The sequence below is a fragment of the Verrucomicrobium sp. BvORR106 genome (assembly GCF_000739655.1).
In the GTDB taxonomy this organism is placed as follows: Bacteria; Verrucomicrobiota; Verrucomicrobiia; order Verrucomicrobiales; family Verrucomicrobiaceae; genus Verrucomicrobium.
In genome coordinates, this window is sequence record NZ_BATR01000041.1 from 1 (window position 1) to 17,804 (window position 17,804).

Genomic DNA, 17,804 nt, shown 5'->3' on the forward strand with positions numbered 1-17,804 from the left:
CTGGGACATCATCCCGGAGTTATACCCTCTGCCCGGCGAGCCCGTCATCGAGAAGCCCGGCAAGGGCAGCTTCTACGCCACCGACCTGGACCTCCTGCTCGCGCGGCGCAACATCCAGAACATCGTGCTATGCGGCATCACCACCGATGTGTGCGTGCACACCACCATGCGCGATGCCAACGACCGCGGCTACGAGTGCCTCATCCTCTCCGACTGCACCGGAGCCACTGACCACGGCAACCACCTTGCTGCCTTGAAAATGGTGACCATGCAGGGGGGCGTTTTCGGAGCCGTGTCGGATTCCAAGGCCTTGATTGCGGTGATGTGAGGTCGGAGCGTCGGTGCGTCGGTGCGTCGGTGCGTCGGTGCGTCGGTGCGTCGGAGCGTCGGTGCGTCGGTGCGTCGGTGCGTCGGTGCGTCGGAGCGTCGGTGCGTCGGTGCGTCGGTGCGTCGGTGCGTCGGTGTTGCTGGCGTTATCTCATGAACCCGGAGGGTTCGCCATGCATAGCCATGGGTCGGCCGAGCATAGCGAGGACTACCCATGGTAAGTGCGCTGGTATTCTACCGCGGAGCGGTAGGCCAAGTGCGGCCAAGAAATCTGGCGGTTGGTGCGCGGGATTGGCGTCTGGGGTTCGCACTACGATGGGCCTACTGCTCCGCGGTAGCGCGGCTCTCCTCGCTGTCCACGGGTAGCCCTCGCTATGCTCGGTCGACCCGCGGCTATTCATGGTGAACCCTCCGGGTTCGGGACATGCTTGCGCCCGTTTTCGCACGCGGGCACCCCATTTCGTGACTCTCCCTTCCCGCACTGCTTCCCACCTCTTACCTCTAACCATTTACCACTCACCGAACCACCACCCCTCGAACACACACATCGCTGCCCAGCACCTCCACGCTCACCTTCTCCAGCTCCACGGACTTCGCCCCCACCGCGAACTCCACGCCTCCCACTGCCAGAGTGCCCCCACCGCAAATTCTAGGTGCAATGTACCAACACACCTCGTCCACCGCACCCGCGGCAAAGGCCTGGCCCAGGAGATTGCCGCCGCTCTCCAGCAGCACGCTGGTGATCTGGCGGGCGGCCAGCTCTTTGAGAATGTCCGGGAACGTCAGGTCACCCCGCAATACAATCGTGCGTTCCTTGAACTCGTCGGTGAACAGGCCGGCGTCCTGAGGCAGCTCTCCGCTCCGGGTCACGACCACACGCCAGGGTTGGAGCTTGCCTTCAGGCACTGCGTCGCCGCGCAGCGTCAGGCGGGGATTGTCACGACGGAGCGTCTCCGCCCCGATGAGGATGGCGTCGCTCTGCACCCTCAGCTGCATGGCATGGGCGCGTGAAACCTCGCTGGTGATCCACTGGGACTCGCCGGGCGGGCGGCTCAGGCGACCATCGAGGCTCTGGCCTGCCTTGGCCACCACATAGGGCAGGCCGGTCGTGATCCATTGGGCAAAGGGACGCAGCACTTCCTCGCACTCCTCCCGCAACACACCGCTCAGGACCTCGATTTTCGCATCCCTCAGAATCCGATCAGCGGCACCGGCGTGCCCAGGATTGGGGTCGGTGGCCCCATAGACCACGCGGCTGACGCCGGCATTCGTGAGCGCCACCGTGCAGGCCCCGGTGCGACCGTGGGTGGAGCAGGGTTCGAGGGTGACATAGGCGGTCGCACCCCGGATCTCGGCCCCTTTCCCCTGGGCTTCTGCGTTCCTCAGCGCCTCCACCTCAGCATGGGGCAGCCCCACCCGATGGTGCCAGCCCTGCCCGATGAGACGGCCGTCCTTGACCAGGACCGCGCCCACTGCGGGGTTGGGAGAGGTGAGTCCAATGCCATTCCGGGCCTCGGCCAGGGCCAGGCGCATCCACTTTTCGTCGTCTGGGTGCTGCATGTGAGGAAGCTCCTCCGCTCTACCACACAAAGATGCCCTTTCACGGGAAAACCTTTGTGCTGCGACCCCGGCCTGTGTTTTGATGCGCGTGCATGACGACCAAGCAGCGCGCCCAGCTCTACCATGAATTTGCCAAACTGTTGGGCGCTGGCATGCACCTGGACCGCTCGGTGGATCTTTTGCTGGAGCAGGGGCCGCCCGCCTCCATGCGCTCCTATCTCAATGGCATCAAACAGGGGCTCTCAGAGCGGCTCAGCCTCACGGAATCCGTGGCCCGGCACAACGCTGGCATCGTCACGCCCTTGGAAATCAGCCTGCTGGATGCCGGGGAAAAGGGCGGTCGTCTGGAGGCCTCCTGCGAGCACCTCGCGCACTACTTTGAGCTTCGCCAAAAGAGCCGGGACAAGGCCATCGGTGCCCTCATTTACCCAATTTTGCTGCTTCATGTAGGGGCTCTTTTCCCGGACTTCACCCGCATGTGGAACGGAGGCGGACTGCAAGACTACCTGATGCAGACCGGCGGCCGCTTGTTGATCATTTGGACGGCGCTGGCTCTCCTGGGGGCCGCTTGGTGGTTCGTGCTCAAGCTGGCTGCCCAGTCTCCTGCGGTGGACCGCCTGCTGGGCACCATCCCGCTGGTGGGTGGCGCTCGCCGTCACTGGGCGCTCGCCCGGTTCTGCCAGGTGTTTCAAACTGGGCTGCTGGCGGCCTTGCGCATCTCAGAAATCCTGCGGATGGCGGGCAAGGCGTCCCAGAGTGCTGTCTTGGAGGGCGCTGGTTTCCAGGCCGCCCAGAGCGTGGAGGACGGGCAGGCCTTGGCTCCCTCGTTGAAGGCCACCGGAGCCCTTCCCAAGACCTTGGGGAGCGCCGTGGATACGGCCGAGCAGACGGGCACCCTGGATATCGAAATGGGCCGCTGGGCCCGCGCCGAGTCCGAACTCGCCTCCCGCGCCCAGGACCGGGCGGCCGAGTGGCTCCCCCGCATTTTTTACGTCTTGGTGTTGCTTTACATCGCGTGGCGGGTGATCAGCATGGCCCTCAGTTATATGGGCCCCAATGGCATGATCCAGCAGATGCTGGACGGCATCTGAGTCCAGGTCCGGCTGGGGCACCGTCTCCGGTGAGGCAACTTTTCTCAAAATAGGAGTTGCAACTCCTGTTCAATCGAACATTATCGCTCTCAACTGTTCACCAAACTCTAATACCGACACCGTATGGCCCGCGCACCCAAAGAAACGTCCTCTGAACCCGTCTCCAGCAAGATCGCAGACGCCCGGGCCAAGAATCTGGAAATGGCGATCCAGCAGATTCACAAGGACTACGGTGAAGGTTCCATCCTGCGGATGGGCGAGGAGAATCGCACGGAAATCTCCATCATCCCCACGGGCAACCTCCTCATTGACCAAGCTCTTGGCATAGGCGGCTTCCCCCGCGGTCGTGTGGTCGAAGTGTACGGCCCGGAATCCTCCGGTAAAACCACGCTGACCCTCACCGTCATCGCCCAGGCCCAGAAGACCGGTGGTCTGGCGGCGTTTATCGACGTGGAGCACGCCCTTGATCCCAACTACGCCCGGAAGCTGGGTGTGAAGATGGAAGAGCTCCTCGTCTCCCAGCCCAGCAGCGGTGAAGAAGCTCTGCGCATCTGTGAGACTCTGGTCCGCTCCAATGCCCTTGACGTCATCGTCATCGACTCCGTGGCCGCCCTTGTCACCCGCCAGGAACTGGAAGGGGAGATCGGCGACGCCACCGTGGGGGCTCAGGCCCGACTGATGAGCGCGGCGCTGCGGAAACTCACCGCCATCATTTCCAAAGCCCGCACCTGCTGCATCTTCACCAACCAGATCCGCGAAAAGGTGGGCGTCATGTTCGGCAACCCCGAAACGACCCCAGGCGGCAAGGCCCTCAAGTTCTATTCCAGCGTTCGTATCGACATCCGTCGTATCGGTGCCATCAAGAGCTCCGATGGCACCACCACCGGCAACCGTACTAAGGTCAAGGTGGTGAAGAACAAGCTCGCGCCTCCGTACACCGAGGCGGAGTTCGACATCATGTACAACGAGGGCATCAGCGGCGTGGGTTCACTCCTCGACCTTGCTCTTGAGTACGACATCCTTCAGAAGCGTGGCTCGTGGATCAGCTACAAGGGCACCCAGCTTGCCCAAGGTCGCGACGCCTGCAAGGAAGCCCTGAAAGCCGACGCCGCCCTCTATGCGGACGTTGAGGAGCAGGTCAAAGCCCGCCTCGCCGAGAAACTCGCCAACAGCGGCAGCAAAAGCAGCCGCAGCAACGGCGCGGGCCTGCCCAGCGCCGCCATCAGCGACGACGAGGCTGGAGAATAATCTTCCGATGGTTGGCAGCGCAGGGGATTATGCCCCGCCGCCAGTTCCATCCAATCCGATCTGATCCCTCTTCCCGCCAGCGGACCTGTTTCGTTGGCGGTAAGGAGGTCCATCGGCATCTACCATCTCGAGGGGAAACTTGGGGGCAATGGTTCCTTGGTTACTGACACCCCCCTTGAACTAAAAGAAGCCGGGCGGACCGAGTGGTCCCGCCCGGCTTCTTCTCTTTTCGTCGTCCGACGGCCGCGTGTCCCTGCGGCGACTGAGCCGATGGAGGCCATCGGACTACGCAGGAAGCGACGCTGCGGAGTAGTCCGACGGTCCCCGTCGGTCAGGGATGCACGTCCCAGGACAGGCATCGCGATGGGTGATGGTGCGGGGCGGAACTGCAAAGGGCATGCTGGGTGCGGCGGAAGATGCAGCTGACTTGGCCGTACGTCCCTGCGGCGACTGAGCCGATGGGGACCATCGGACTACGCTGGAGGTGACGCTGCGGGGTAGTCCGACGGTCCCCGTCGGTCAGGGGTGCGCGTCCCATGACGTGCGCATCAACGGGCGATCGGCTGCGTAGAAGGTGCGAGCTCGCGCTGTTTACTGCGGAGGCCGGATCAATTCTCGGCAACCAAAATTGCTTTGGGGATGCCGATGGGTGATCGTGCCACTTCCTTGTACAAGGCATAGCCACAGATAGGCAAGAAGGCGGAGATCAGTCCGTTCACAAAGACGCTTAGTGTGAAAGGAACAGCCGCATCTGGGAGGAAGAAGAACTCAAGGAGTGCATCTGCTGCCCAGAATACAGAAAGAAAGATGAGGCCCATTACTAGGAGGACTCCGAGAATACTCCAGAAACGGCCTTTCGTAAGCGTCATGCTGCGTTCAAATGAGACGTTGACCAGGCATTTTTCCGTGACGGCCATGGACTCAACCAAGGAAAGCCTGACCAGCAGGTAGATGCCAGGGATGATCAGCATCACGAATCCCATGCCGATGCTTACTACCAGCACCAAGCGTGCGCCCAAGAGCCATCCCCATGACGAGAGTCCTTCGCGAATCGCACCGAAAAACGACAGGGGCTTCCCAAGGCAACTGGCGTGGGCGCTGCAGATAATCACACTGGCAAAGAAAGTGGCGACGAGAACGGAGGCCAGCAGACTCAGGACCGCGGAGAATCCCGGGTTCTCATACACAAACATGATGTTCTGCTGCAGAACATACATCAGCGCCTCACTTGCCGGCACGAAGAACAGTAGAGCCAGTAACAGCGTTCGCGGGAAAAGTTTTCCGTACAACTCCCCCGCACTTGAAATAACATTGGTGATCATGCGATGACGTGGATCGATAGTGAAAGGACAAGATAGTTGCTCCATGTGGTCGCATGATCAAGGCGGATGTTGATTTGGGTGAAAAGAGGTGACTGTTGGTGATATTGTCTTCGCTCTTCCCTGGTTGTGGTTGGAGCTTGAGGTGCACGGAGGTGTCAGTCGTTACAATCTCGCTCAACGCTGGACTCAGTGAAGTTCTGTTTAACGCTGATCCAGAGGTGGCAAGATTTGACAGAGGAATGTTCTCTATCAGTCCGACTGACGAGTTGAAGCTCTGGGCTACTTTGTTTCCTTTGACTTCAGGACTTCTGTGTCCCGCGCGGCGCATGAGCGACAGGTTAAGCGTCTGAGGTGTTCAGGTTGCCATTTGGAGGCCCGCCAGAACAAGTTGTCCAAGGAGCGGCGGTTTGTGCTTGCACAACCGCCGAGGGGAAGCGGAGCGATTGATCGTCAAATGCCCATCGCCTTGTGCCGCTCCACCGCTGCTTGCAGGCTCGAGGCCACCTTTCCTCCGGCCACCTCCGGCGGTTGTGCAAGCACAAACCGCCGCTCCTTGACGTGCACAGGCCTTCGGTAGTGTTGTGGCCTCACACCCCTTAACCTGACGCGCCTACTGGCAGGGGGTCAGGGTTTAATGATTAAACACAAACTCCGCGGAGTTCAGCAGCGCCCACAGCACGTCCTCCACTGCTGCCTTGCGTGCGTCTCCTGCGCCTGCATCGGCAATGACCTTCACGGCCACGGCTTTTTCCTCGGGCAACGGCAGGCGTGAAAACGTCGCCAGATACAGCTCATCCACTACGGACTCAGGAGCCAACGTTCCCGTTGCGAGTTTGCCGACGCGGCCGGTCGCATCCACGAGCCGGGCCTGCAGCCGGGTGCTGTTCATGAGGTGCAGGGCTTGCACCACACTGGGCTTGGCATCGCGTTCACAGGGGCATTCGGCGCTGGCATTGGGGCGGCCAAAGGCGTCCATGAACTCGCTTTGCAGTTTGTGATTCCAGGTCTGTTTGGCCAGGGTTCCCGCCGGCGTGCTGGTGAAGGTTTCGCTGGTCTGGGTCACTTCAGACACGGCATCCAGCAGCACCTCCGCAGGCAGCCGTTTGCGGTAGGCCCGGGAGTAGTTTCTGGTATCTGCCAGGTTCGTCTCATTGGGGAGGCTGCTGAGCTGGTACACGTGGGAGCGCATGATCGTGCGCATCAGGTGTTTGAGGTCGAACTTGTGGGCGACGAAATCCTGCGCGAGCCAGTCTAGTAGCGGGGCATTGCTTGGCGGATTGGACGCCCGGAAATCGTCCACGGGCTCCACGATGCCGCGCCCCATCAGCGCCTGCCATACCCGGTTCACCGTGGCGCGGGCGAAGAGCGGATTCTCCGGCCTCACCATCCAGTCCACCAGCACGGTGCGCGGGTCTTGGTTCGCGGAAATCGTGACCTGCTCTGCGGCCGGCGCCTTGGGCTTGAGGGGCTCGTTCGTCACAGGGTGGGGGATGCTCGCCTCACCGGGTGCAAACCACCAGTACTCCGGCTCACCGCTGATCGGGGCGGAGATGCCCTGGCCCTTCCGTTTCATCTGGGTGAAGAACGCCGCCAGTTGATAGTAGTCACTCTGGTTCCAGCGCTCGCTGGGATGCTGGTGGCACTTCGCGCACTCCAGTCGCACCCCCAGGAAGATCTGGCCGACGAACGCCGCGGCATCGATGGGCTCGCGTTTATCCCTGAGAAAAGCCACCCGCCCGTCCTGATGACTGCTGCCCTGGGCAGTGAGCAGTTCGCGGACAAACTGGTCCCAGGGCTTGTTGTCGCGGAACGACTGCCGGATCCACGTGTCCATCAGCAGCACCGGCTTCACGCCCACACGGGATGGATTGGGGCGAAGGAGGTCGCCCCACTTCACGGCCCAGTGGTCGGCCCACTCCGGGCGTTGCAGGATTTGGTCGATCCACTTCTCTCGTTTTTTTGGGATCGGTGCTGGCCAGGAAGGCCTTGGTCTCCTCCACCGTGGGTAGCAGGCCGGCGCCATCCAGCGTGACGCGGCGGATGAATTCCGCATCGGTGCAGGTTTCGCTGGGCAGATGACCCAGTTGTTTGAGCCGGGCATAGACCAGCCGGTCAATCTCGTTGTTCTCCGGCTGCCCCGCATATCGCTCCGCCGGCAGGACCTTCTCGGAAGGAATCGCTGCTTTCGAGATGCCCACGTGGCCCATGTAACGCGCCACCACCACTGCCTCCCCGCTATAGGGCGTGGCCTGCACATGCCCGTGCTCATCCACGGCCACCACTCCGGCGTCGTTGGAGGCATACTCCGTCAGCGCGGTGACATCGCGGCTGCTGCCGTCGCTGTAGCGGGCCGTCACCTTCAGGTTCAGGCTCTCGTTCTTCTTGTAGGTCTTGTCGGGAGGATCCACTTCAATGCCGGTCAGCTTGGGCTGGTTGGGAACTTCGTAGGGCATGCCCTGCCGGATCCAGTTGGCGACCGTCTTGTAGAACTCCGAAGTTTCTTCGAACCGCTGCCCACCCTCGTGGGCCACGCTGCCGGTGGCCTTCCGCAGCAGCAGGCTTTCCTCCGCCAGGGCGGGGAAGACGCGGCGCCCTCGCGTGTCCTGTACCACCTCTGCCCAGTCTGAGCGCGGATCAAAGGAGAACACCGACAGCTTGAAGCCTGCCTGACCTGAGGCCTTGGCATGGCAGCTCCCCATGCTGCAGCCCGCCTTGCCGAGGATGGGCAGAATGTCCTGCGTGAAGCTCAGCGCCTGCCCGTGCTGTTTTGCCGGGACAGGGGAGGTGGCCAATTCCTGAACTGGAGCCGGGCCAGGAGTGGCTGCTGTAGGCGTCGTTGTTGTTTCCTCAAGGCGTGACAGCTTGCCATCAGCTGCCCAGGTGATCACGCTGCCGTCACCTCCTCCGGCATACACCGTCATGCCATCGGCGGTCGCGGTCACGGCCTGCAGGTTCGTGCCCGCTACAGCCAGCTTGGTCTCCTTGGCGGAATTGGCCTGGGACTGAGCACCCTCGTGCGCCTTGAGCTCGGTGAACACCCGGGGCAGGCCTTCGTCGTTGATTGAGATCAGGCGCTGGCCGTCGGCACTCCATTGCAGACCCGTGATGGGGGTGTTGGCACGGCTCAACTGCACGAGCTGTTCCTTCGTCTTCACATCCCACACCTTGAGTTCCTTGTCGGCACTTCCGGTAGCCAGCCAGGTGGCGTCCTTGTTGAACGCCACGCCCATGACTGCTCCAGCGTGACCCTCGAACTTGCCCAGCAGCTTGTGGCTGGCGGCGTCCCATACCCGGGCCACGTTGTCCGCCCCGCCGGTGGCGAAGAGCCGCCCGTCTTGAGAAAGCGTTAGCGCGACGATGTTGTCCGTATGGGCTTCCCAGGTGGCTTCGGGCTTCGCAGAGCCCAGTTTCCACTGGTGCAAAACACCCCGTTGGGCGGCGGCTCCGTCGGCCACCAGTAGGGAGGTCTGGTCCGGCAGGAAGGCCAGGGCTGAAACGCGACCCTCGAGCGGGGCCGTCCAGGAGGCCAGTTCGACCCCATCGGCAGGATTCCAGATCTTCACCAGCCGATAGCCGCCTACGGCCAGTTTGGAGCCATCGGGGCTCCAGGCCAGGGATTGCACAACGTCGCGATGCCCTTTGAGCGTGGCGACAACCGGACGATTGGGCTGGGTCACATCATGAATGCGTACCTCATTCCCGTGCGCAGCGGCGAGCCGCGTCCCTGCGGGATTGAGGCTGAGAGCCATCACGGGCAGCTTCCCTGGCGGGAGTTCGCCCAGCTTGTCGGCGTCGGCTGGTTCTCCAAAGGCTGCCAGTGCCTTGTCATCCCAATGAGCCCCCGCATCCACCCAGGCCTTGAGCAGGGCGATCTGCTTTTCCGGAAGCTGCTTCTTGGGCGGCATGTGCGCATCACCCTCCGCCGTCAGGGCGTGGATCAGCGCACTTTCCCCTCCCTTGCCGGGCACCAAGGAGGTGCCCTGATCGCCGCCTTGCAGGGCGGCTTCGCGAGTTTCCAGGGAGAGTCCGCCCTTCTGCTTGGACGTACTGTGGCAGCTGATGCAGTGCGTTTTGAGCAAGCCCATGATCTCCGCAGGCTTTGGCGGCGCGGTGGCCGCGGCAAAGACCTGGGGAGCACTCAGAAGGGCGAGACCGAAAAAGAGGCCGGGAGAGACACGCATGGGGCAGCCGTCAATACGGTCTTTCCCTCCGACCTCTTGCCTGTCATGATACTAAACTGACGCCAATCGTCCCGCTATCTGAGGGGTGAGCGTCACCGTGCGTTACATTAGTACTACATCGCGTCACATTCCGCGCTTCACGATTTCTTTGCTGCGAAAGGGAAGGTTTGGCTGTGCTTCGTCGCTGGCACCTGGATGGTGAAGGTGCCCTTGGCCGCATCCACGCTGCACTTGATGAAGTTGGCCACGCAACCCTCGGCAAGGTCACCCTGGTTGGCGATGAGATCCTTCACGGTGTTGTTCGCCGCCCCATCGTCCCGCACGTTCTCATGCATCTGGTACATGGCCTTGATGGAGGGCGTGCTCTTAAGGGCTTCCATGGCGCTGGCACTCGTGCCTTTGCGCGGGCCGTTGTTCATGACCGATACCGTCGGTGAGAGTGACTTGATGAGGATCGGGTTGTTGCTGGAATCCAGTCCATGGTGGTTCACCTGGTAGAGGTCCACCGTGCCCGCCACATTGTGCGGGGCCACCAGCTTCTCCTCCAGATTCCAGGTCAGGTCGCCGCCGTCAAAGAAGCGGAAGCCCCCATGTTCGAGAATCAGCACCACGCTGTTGGCGTTGTCCGAGGTGTCCACTGGCTTCTGAGGAACGCTGCCTGCGAGCGGATTGGCCACCTTGGCCTGTTCGGCGGTGGGTGCGATGAACTTTTGGTTGGCCCCCAGGCAACGGAGTGTCGTGGTGGCTCCGGTGCCTTCCTTGGCCGCCTGGAGCGGCACGAGGTCGCCCGCCGCAAGAGTCACTCGTTTGCCCACCTGAGCCGCGCGATAGGGGCGGCTGGCAAGAGCCCAGCGGGTATCGTTGGGTTTGTTGTCCGGGCTCACGTCCGCCTCCGGGATCCCTTTGTCATAGAGGGCCTTGATGGGCAGGAGCGCGGCCAGCTCCGCCATCCCGCCGAAGTGGTCCACATGGAAATGGGTGATCACCACGTGGTCGATCTGCTTCAGCCCCGCTTCCTGGGTGGCGACTTTGTGGATCCGCGCAGCGTCCCGTCCTCCGGGGTTGCCCGTGTCCACCAGCACCGACTCGCCTTCCGGGGTCACGATCAGCGTGGACCCGCCGCCCTCGGAGTCGATCCAGTAGATGTCCAGGGTTCGGGCATGGAGGCCGCTGGCGTGCAGCATGCTGACGGCCAGGAGGAGCGAGGCAAGTCGGGAGAGGAGCTTCATGGAGAAAGAGGAACGGTGGAACAGAGAGCAATTATTCCATCGGTCTTCCCGCCCGGTGACAAGCCCGCGTTCCGAAATCGAACGGGCGGGCCCAATCAGCCCGCCCGTTCCCCCTTGCCGGAAGCCGCAGAAACTTCCGACCAACGCTGCTGGATGCGGAGCGTGAACAGCCGGGTCGCTATTCTATCCACGCGAGCATGCGCCAAACTAGTTTCTTGTTTCAATTAGTTATGCATTAGATGAACGAATATTAATCCTCGCCGAACCCGCCAGGCTTCGCTTGGGGGACCGCAGGAGTTTGCAGGGTGAGCAGGTAGGCGACCAGGGATTGCAGCACCGTCTCATCGTCCACGTAGCTGGAGGACAGAATCATCTTCTTGCCGTACTCATCGCCGATCTCCGCCCCTCGCAGGCCCCGCTGGAACTTGCGCAACTGCGCTGTCAGGTACCAGTCTGGCAGCCCCACCAGCGGGGGGCTGCGGAAGACGAGTTCGCCTTCGCCATTGTAGCGGTGGCACTCCATGCAGCGTTCCTCATACAGCTCCCTGCCCCGTGCGAGGTCCACTCCGGGATTGGCGGGAGGCGGTGCCACTCGAGGGAGTTGGGTCACGTGGGCGGCCACCTCTGGAATCTGCTGGGCGGTCAGGGCCTTGGAGATGGCCCGCATCATCTGTCCTTCGGTGTCAGACGCGTGTACTCCCCGCCGGTCGAGTTGGAAATTCTGCAACTGTGCCACCACGTACCAGTCCGGCAATCCGGCGATGGGAGGCGCTTTCAGCGTGGCATTGCCTTCCCCTTTGGCCCCGTGGCAGTGCATGCACAGGTTCTGAAACAAAACGGTGCCTGGAGCCGGCGACGCAGCCACGGGAGGTGCTCCCCAACTGGGGGCTCCGCTGGTGAGCAACATCAACATGGCAAAGCCCCAAAGGCGCATGGCAAAGGCTACTTCACAACACCGTCCGGAGCTTGTCAAAAGTGCCTCGAATCTTGTGGTGGGCATCTCCTGGATTGAAGAAGTCGACCAAAGAAAAATCCCGGATCTTGCCCACGGCGCACCGTGGAAGATCCGGGATGACAGAGACCTCAGTGCGAAAGGACTAGGCGGGCTTCGGCAGGGCTTTGGGAGCCTCTTTCTCAGCTGGCTTCACGGCAGGAGTCGCAGCGGGGGCCGGGGCAGGAGCAGCGGGCTTCGGCGCGGCAAACGGGCTGTCCACGCCTTCGGTGGAAAGCTCCCACTTGTCGGAGCGGAAGAGGCTGGCGGGGAAGCCTTCCTTGTTGATCAGGGTGGCCTCGGGGCACCAGGCGGTCCAGGCATAGCGTACGGCCACAGGGTTCTTCACTTCCTCACTGGAAACGTGGATCTGTTTGCCCACGACCCGGGCTTTGGCGGGTTTCCACACCTTGTCCTCACCAGCGATGATGAAGCCCTTGAGCTCCCCACCGTCGCGTGCGGCCAGGCCGCCACCCACATTGCTCCAGCTCACCACGATCTTGTTCCCGGTCACAGAGGCTCCGCCAAAGATGGGACCGCCGCTGATGCCGTTGGGCTGGTAGTCCTTCTTCTTGTAGTCCTTCACGAGGGCCTGCAGGGCCAGACGACGTCCCACTTCCTGCTTGTTGCGCGGGTGGATGTCCTTCTCTTCACCGATGTCGTTGGCCACGGCCAGCCCGCTCTTCTTCACGCGGAGGGCGGTTTGGAGCTGGGCCCACTGTAGCTCAGCCCAGGTATCGGCTGCACCCACCGGCTGGGGCCAGGTACGGCCGTTGCCGAATCCGGCCAGCTGCACGATGTAGAAGCTCAGTTCGTCACCCCATTGCTTGCGCCAGTCGGCGATGAGCGTGGGCATGAGCGTCTGGTACTGCACCGCACGCTGCTGGTTGGACTCACCCTGGTACCAGATGGCACCCTTCACGGTGTAAGGCACGATGGGAGCCACCATGCCATTGAACAGCACCGCCGGGCGATGCTGCGTGGTCTGCAGATTCTCAAACGGGCGCGGGGCACCGGGGACGGGTTGCGGGGTGGCACCGGGCTTGGCGTTCTCGGCCTTGATCTTCTCGATCTTTTCCTTGGCCACCTTTGTGGCGGTTTCGTAGTCAGCCTTCGCCTTCTCCAGATTGTAGGTCTTCAGGAAATCATCCCAGGCGGTGATGATCGCGGCGCAGGTGGGCACGGCCTCCAGGGCTGGCTTGCTGGTCCAGGCTTCCGCGCGGGTGCCGCCCCAGGAGGTGTTGATCAGCCCCACCGGCACATCGAGTGCCTTGTTGAGCTCACGGCCGAAGAAATAACCCACGGCGGAGAAACTCTTCACCGAGTCTGGGGAGCACACCTGCCAGGACGGACGTTGGGCGATGTCCTTGAGCGGCTCGTTGGCCACGGCCTTGGGCACGCTGAAGAAACGGATCTTCGGGTGATTGGCGGCAGGGATCTCCTGTTCAGGATTCACCGCCTTGTCCACGGTCCATTCCATGTTGGACTGGCCGGAGCAGACCCAGACCTCACCCACGAGGATGTCCTTGAACACGACTTCATTCTTCCCCTTCACCTTCAGTTCGGCGGGCTCCGCACTGGCCTTCAGAGCATCGAGCGCCACTTTCCAGGAACCATCGGGGCCAGCAGTGGCCTGCTTGCTCTGGCCGCCAAAGGTGACGGTCACGGCTTCGCCCGCATCGGCCGTGCCCCACACCGCAACGGGTTTGTCGCGTTGCAGCACGAGGTGATCGGAAAACACCGAGGGGAGTTTGACGTCGGCATGGAGCAACCCGCCTGACAGCAGGGTCGCGAGGAAGAGGGAGTATTTCATGGTTGAGGTGAGGAGAACAGATCGCAAAGCGCCCGATTGAAGCGGGCCTGTCCAGGCCTGACAAGCAGAAGGAGCCCGTCCGGCGCGGAAGACTACTTCGCGCTGAGCAGGCCTTGTTTTTCCAGAAAAGTCTCGGCTTGGCGCAATGTTTCCCAGACTTCAGGCTCCTTGTTGAAGAAAGCATGCGTCTTGCCCTCGAAAACGGAGACCTCGCAGGTCCCGCCGAGCTCCTTGACGCGGGCGGCGTAGTCTTGCACGGACTTGATCGGTACCGTCGTATCGGCCGATCCGTGGAAGATGATGGTGGGCGGGGCACCCGCCTCGAGGTGCTGATGCGGGCTCAGCTTGAGCAGCTCCGTCAGCTTCTCCGGGGTCACGCCAGCCCGGGCCGCGGCGATATCCAGATTCACCGCTGGGTTGAACAAGACCAGGGCCGCAGGCTGTGTTTCCACCTTCAGGTCATCGCCCTCCTCGTTGATGTCGCTCAGCGTGGTCAGCGTCGCTGCCAGGTGACCGCCCGCCGATCCGCCGCCTGCGGCGATCTTGGTGGGTTCGATCCCCAACTCAGCCGCATGGCCCCGCACCCAGCGGAAGGCTGAGCGCGCATCCTTGACGCAGTCGGCCATGGTTACTCCCTCCTGGGAGGTGAGCCGGTACTGCACAGAGATCGCCACCATGCCTCGCTCCGCCAGTTTTTCAGACTGCCGGGCAAAGGCGTTCGGGCTGCCGTTCTTCCAGCCGCCCCCATGGTAGAAGACGATGGCGCTGCGGCGGTCCTCCGCCTTCCATCCGGCGGGTTTCCAGATCCAGAGTTCCAGCTTCCGCCCACCCACCTCCTTGTACACTTTCTTCTCCGTAGGCTGCGGGGGCGACTGAGCGGTCTTCGCCTTGGCAGGTGGAGCGGGATCCTGGCTCCAAGCGACATGGATCGCAGGAGCAGAGAGGGCGACGACGGAAAGAAGAGACCAGAGGGTTCGAGTTTTCATGACGAGAATGGCAGCGGGCCTTTTGGCAAATGCCCGCTGGAAACGTCGTCACCTCCCTCGTCTGTCAGAAATGCCAGCCAAAGCTCAGCATGGGTCCCAGTGAGTCGATGCCCGGGTTGATGTCATCCAGATCCGTGTTGGAGATGTGCTGGTAATAGAGACCGAGGGCCAGACTGCCGCGTTCGCACACTTTCACGCGTGCTCCAGCGTAGCCGAAGTAGGTGAAGTTCAGGTCCTGCCCCTGGCCGCCTTCCACTTCATAACCCTTGCTGTCCATCAAGCCCAGGCCCCCGCCAGCGGAGAAGAAGAGGTTGAAGCTGCGGGACGGGTTCCACCACTCCAGGATGCCCGAGCCGTTCGCACCGATGAAATAGCTCTCAGGCCCTTCGATGATCGGCTCGATCAGCAGGCTGAAACGGTTGCGCAGCACCAGATCGCCCCCCCACAGCTTGCCTTGCAGCACGGCCGGGGACTTGAACGTGAGCATCTGCGGCAGGATCACATAGTTCAGCGGGGAGGCATTGTGCCCCACGCTCCACAGCGCCCCGGTCTCAAGGTCGAACTCCCAGTGTTTGATGGGATCATACGCGGGCTCTTGCGGCACCGTCGTCACCGGACCCGCATGGACCATTGAAGAAAAAGAAACCATGGCCAGACCGGCCAGCAGGACACGTCGCAACATGGCGCGAGATTAACCGATCCCCGGCAACAGGAAAGGGGAAAGGTGGGGGAGGGAGGAGTGCAAAGAGACAGGTCATCTCCTAGAGGCGTGTGATGAGAGGTGGGAGATGACTGGCCAGACTCTTGAGCAGTTCTTCACTCCCGGAGCGAGCTCGAAGATCCAGCGAGGCTAGAAGCCCGTCGGCCATGTACGCCTCGCCGTGTTTGGCCAGCACTTCCCGGAGTTTCGATGAAATCGTCACCTGAGATTTGGGCTTGGCACCTGCCGGAGGAATGGTCGCGAGCACTTCTTGAATCAAATGGAAGAAAGGTGCCCACCGGAACCACTGGGGAATGGGCTGACCGTCCGAGAGGAAAGCCCAGTCGGACGGACGGATCTGATACCGTCGGTTGGCTCCTCGGCGCACTTTGTTGTATCGCACGGGCACCTCTGCGGTCAGGAGATGACCCGAAAGCGTCATCTCCTGTAAAAGAGTTTGTACGGTGCGCGGTGCGTATCCCGTCATTCTGGCAAGCTCGGACGCATGGATGGGCGAGCCTCCGGCCAGTGCAAGGATGATCTCCACTCTCGCACTCACCCCAATAAGAGATCGCAGTGTCACGACGAGGTTGGCAATTTGACGATGGTCCGGTGGTCCGCTCATGCCTCGCAATTGAACGCGGGGGCGGTCAACCCCGTAGGTTGCAAATTCCGGGTCGGGATCGTGAATCAGATTGCTGGGTTCGTGGTAAAACAGAGACTGCTTGGGGGCGTGGTGCAATTCCTTGGCGGTTACGGCCTTCCATCTGGGCTGCCCGGCGTTCTTGCCCAACCACTCTGCCATCGCTCCCAGCACGGTCGGATCTCCCAGTGCTGTGGACGACTGTAGATTCTTCAACCTTTGAAGGTTCAAAAGCGTGCCAAACTGGGCCAGCCAATCCAACACCTCTTCAAACAAGCGGGGGTCCTCACGGCCGACGACTGTGGTTGCCAGGACAAGGGCTTCAGGATCAATCATCCTGTCTGGCGGGGCTTTCTGCCCGTGCCCTGCCACGCCCAAGCTGCACCACTGTCGCCAGAGCAGGTCGAGCGAGGCTTGGAGGCAGTTTTGCCTAAAGTCGTGCAACCAAGTGTCCATAGCCGAGAGCTTTAAGAGTGTTGTGAACCAGCCCGGGAAAAACCTCGCTCGCGTCTTGGGTGAGAACCCACCGCGAGGCGGCAAGCAGCTCTTCATCTGTGGGGGCCAAGATCTTGAGATCGTGAGAATGGCGTCCTTGCCCCTGATCCACCACGGCGAACAGCTTGAGGTGAATCAAGTCGAACCGGGCAGGCAGATAGATGGTGAGCACCGGGCCGAACTCCTTTTTCGTCAGGCGGGAAAAGAAGCCCTCCGGCAATCCGGCTGAGACTTGATCTGCAGGCCCCGTATTCAACCAGTCGGGGTCGAGCTGAAGCTCCGCAGCCACTTGGGCGGCGGCAAGTTTGAGCGACTCTGAAAGAGGGCGGGGATCCTGTAGTTCGTCCTTGGGGTCCACGATGGCCAGGATATCCACATCGCGGGTGGTGCGAGAGATGAGGCCCTGAGCTAACAGAGCAGATCCTCCCGCCACGACCAGATGCTGCGGCTCGGCCCCTGCCTCTTCCAGCAGGTCACCCAACGCTTGAATTGCGCCTAGGAAAGTGTCCGCATCGATTTTCATCGTTTCAGCATATTATGCGAGTATTAAATGCGTATTGTATGCGCTATCTGCTGGTGCGCAAGTTGAGTTGAACCGAAGCCCGCTGACGGACCGGCCCGGAAGGCGCTCCTAGCCGCCAATTTACTGGACCGCCTGCGGAGTGGGAACACTTCCCGTCTGCCGCACTGCCTCATAGAGCACGATGCCGACCGCAGTGGCCAGATTCAGGCTGCGGGTGTCCAGCATGGGGATGCGCAAGCAGGCCGCGGGCTGCTCTGCCAGAAGGGATTCAGGCAGTCCGCGGGTTTCAGGGCCGAAGACGAGGTAGCACTCGGCGGGGAAGGTGGCGTTCCAGTAGGTCTGGGTGGTCTTCGTGGTGAGGTAGTAGAATGGGGCTCCACTCGGGGCCGCCTCGGCTTGCAAGTCCTCGAACCGGTCCCAGACCCGGACATCCACGTCCTTCCAGTAGTCCAGCCCCGCCCGTTTGAGCTGCTTGTCATCAATGCTGAAGCCCAAGGGCTTGATGAGGTGCAGTCTCGCTCCGGTCGCCAGACACAAGCGGCCCACTGCGCCGGTGTTGTGAGGGATTTCTGGCTGGTAGAGAACGATGTGGAGCATCGGAGATGCTAAACTTCAAAAGGCAAAAGCCAAACTTCAAGGTGGGAAGGTTGGGGGGGCGTGTCTCTTGGCGGCAGCTGAAGGTAGTGCAGAGCTTT

14 protein-coding genes and 1 pseudogene are annotated in these 17,804 nt (G+C 61.8%); 3 read left to right on the top strand and 12 right to left on the bottom strand.

The features are described from left to right. Positions 1-328 (top strand): isochorismatase family cysteine hydrolase (locus BV106_RS06340; RefSeq protein ID WP_038162214.1); only part of this gene is annotated, 328 nt, incomplete at its 5' end. Positions 329-843: 515 nt separating this feature from the next. Here BV106_RS06340 and ribD read toward each other — a convergent pair. After that, positions 844-1,887, bottom strand: coding sequence for a bifunctional diaminohydroxyphosphoribosylaminopyrimidine deaminase/5-amino-6-(5-phosphoribosylamino)uracil reductase RibD (gene ribD, locus BV106_RS06345; protein ID WP_038162216.1), 1,044 nt, complete (start codon positions 1,885-1,887; stop codon positions 844-846). A gap of 92 nt (positions 1,888-1,979) precedes the next feature. On the opposite strand from ribD, the gene BV106_RS06350 reads away from it, so the two are divergent. Together BV106_RS06350 and recA are read left to right on the top strand one after the other, a co-directional pair. Beyond that, on the top strand, positions 1,980-2,978 hold the full coding sequence (locus BV106_RS06350) for a type II secretion system F family protein (RefSeq protein WP_038162217.1): 999 nt from the start codon (positions 1,980-1,982) through the stop codon (positions 2,976-2,978). Between the two features lie 123 nt (positions 2,979-3,101). Further along, positions 3,102-4,226, top strand: a complete 1,125-nt coding sequence (gene recA, locus BV106_RS06355) for a recombinase RecA (protein ID WP_038162218.1) — start codon at positions 3,102-3,104, stop codon at positions 4,224-4,226. Positions 4,227-4,834: 608 nt separating this feature from the next. Here the strand turns inward: recA and BV106_RS06360 are convergent. The 11 genes and pseudogenes from BV106_RS06360 to BV106_RS06405 all read right to left on the bottom strand — a co-directional run bounded on the left by BV106_RS06360 (position 4,835) and on the right by BV106_RS06405 (position 17,706). After that, positions 4,835-5,548 carry a hypothetical protein gene (locus BV106_RS06360; protein ID WP_038162219.1) on the bottom strand — a complete coding sequence of 238 codons (714 nt, stop codon included), beginning with the start codon at positions 5,546-5,548 and terminating at the stop codon, positions 4,835-4,837. A 631-nt stretch (positions 5,549-6,179) separates the two neighbouring features. Continuing rightward, positions 6,180-7,601: a DUF1553 domain-containing protein gene (locus BV106_RS37100; protein ID WP_306301620.1), complete on the bottom strand. Its 1,422-nt coding sequence runs from the start codon at positions 7,599-7,601 to the stop codon at positions 6,180-6,182. Next, positions 7,501-9,729, bottom strand: a pseudogene (locus tag BV106_RS35130) (c-type cytochrome domain-containing protein); the annotation flags it as partial. The pseudogene BV106_RS35130 and the gene BV106_RS37100, both read right to left, overlap by 101 nt. Positions 9,730-9,866: 137 nt before the next feature. After that, positions 9,867-10,958, bottom strand: coding sequence for an MBL fold metallo-hydrolase (locus tag BV106_RS06370; protein WP_038162220.1), 1,092 nt, complete (start codon positions 10,956-10,958; stop codon positions 9,867-9,869). Between the two features lie 250 nt (positions 10,959-11,208). Beyond that, positions 11,209-11,892: a c-type cytochrome gene (locus BV106_RS06375; RefSeq protein ID WP_051945248.1), complete on the bottom strand. Its 684-nt coding sequence runs from the start codon at positions 11,890-11,892 to the stop codon at positions 11,209-11,211. Between the two features lie 163 nt (positions 11,893-12,055). Further along, positions 12,056-13,762, bottom strand: a complete 1,707-nt coding sequence (locus BV106_RS06380) for a sialate O-acetylesterase (protein ID WP_051945250.1) — start codon at positions 13,760-13,762, stop codon at positions 12,056-12,058. 92 nt (positions 13,763-13,854) lie between these two features. Beyond that, complete coding sequence (locus BV106_RS06385; RefSeq protein WP_038162221.1) at positions 13,855-14,748, bottom strand: alpha/beta hydrolase; 894 nt, start codon at positions 14,746-14,748, stop codon at positions 13,855-13,857. Between the two features lie 64 nt (positions 14,749-14,812). Further along, a complete protein-coding gene (locus BV106_RS06390; RefSeq protein ID WP_051945253.1) occupies positions 14,813-15,430 on the bottom strand; it encodes an acyloxyacyl hydrolase in 618 nt (205 codons plus the stop codon). Positions 15,431-15,509: 79 nt separating this feature from the next. Next, on the bottom strand, positions 15,510-16,427 hold the full coding sequence (locus tag BV106_RS06395; RefSeq protein WP_265595388.1) for a hypothetical protein: 918 nt from the start codon (positions 16,425-16,427) through the stop codon (positions 15,510-15,512). Between the two features lie 94 nt (positions 16,428-16,521). After that, the gene (locus tag BV106_RS06400; RefSeq protein WP_038162226.1) at positions 16,522-17,109 is read right to left on the bottom strand and encodes a DUF6036 family nucleotidyltransferase; all 588 of its coding nucleotides are present in this window, start codon (positions 17,107-17,109) and stop codon (positions 16,522-16,524) included. A gap of 120 nt (positions 17,110-17,229) precedes the next feature. Then, complete coding sequence (locus tag BV106_RS06405; protein WP_038162230.1) at positions 17,230-17,706, bottom strand: tRNA (cytidine(34)-2'-O)-methyltransferase; 477 nt, start codon at positions 17,704-17,706, stop codon at positions 17,230-17,232. Between the last annotated feature and the right edge of the window lie 98 nt (positions 17,707-17,804).

Excerpts from the sequence above, each read along its gene's own strand:
- ribD (WP_038162216.1), bottom strand. The coding sequence starts at position 1,887 with ATGCAGCACCCAGACGACGAAAAGTGGATGCGCCTGGCCCTGGCCGAG.
- BV106_RS06350 (WP_038162217.1), top strand. The coding sequence starts at position 1,980 with ATGACGACCAAGCAGCGCGCCCAGCTCTACCATGAATTTGCCAAACTG.
- recA (WP_038162218.1), top strand. The coding sequence starts at position 3,102 with ATGGCCCGCGCACCCAAAGAAACGTCCTCTGAACCCGTCTCCAGCAAG.
- BV106_RS06360 (WP_038162219.1), bottom strand. The coding sequence starts at position 5,548 with ATGATCACCAATGTTATTTCAAGTGCGGGGGAGTTGTACGGAAAACTT.
- BV106_RS37100 (WP_306301620.1), bottom strand. The coding sequence starts at position 7,601 with ATGCGGAATTCATCCGCCGCGTCACGCTGGATGGCGCCGGCCTGCTAC.
- BV106_RS06370 (WP_038162220.1), bottom strand. The coding sequence starts at position 10,958 with ATGAAGCTCCTCTCCCGACTTGCCTCGCTCCTCCTGGCCGTCAGCATG.
- BV106_RS06375 (WP_051945248.1), bottom strand. The coding sequence starts at position 11,892 with ATGCGCCTTTGGGGCTTTGCCATGTTGATGTTGCTCACCAGCGGAGCC.
- BV106_RS06380 (WP_051945250.1), bottom strand. The coding sequence starts at position 13,762 with ATGAAATACTCCCTCTTCCTCGCGACCCTGCTGTCAGGCGGGTTGCTC.
- BV106_RS06385 (WP_038162221.1), bottom strand. The coding sequence starts at position 14,748 with ATGAAAACTCGAACCCTCTGGTCTCTTCTTTCCGTCGTCGCCCTCTCT.
- BV106_RS06390 (WP_051945253.1), bottom strand. The coding sequence starts at position 15,430 with ATGTTGCGACGTGTCCTGCTGGCCGGTCTGGCCATGGTTTCTTTTTCT.
- BV106_RS06395 (WP_265595388.1), bottom strand. The coding sequence starts at position 16,427 with ATGATTGATCCTGAAGCCCTTGTCCTGGCAACCACAGTCGTCGGCCGT.
- BV106_RS06400 (WP_038162226.1), bottom strand. The coding sequence starts at position 17,109 with ATGAAAATCGATGCGGACACTTTCCTAGGCGCAATTCAAGCGTTGGGT.
- BV106_RS06405 (WP_038162230.1), bottom strand. The coding sequence starts at position 17,706 with ATGCTCCACATCGTTCTCTACCAGCCAGAAATCCCTCACAACACCGGC.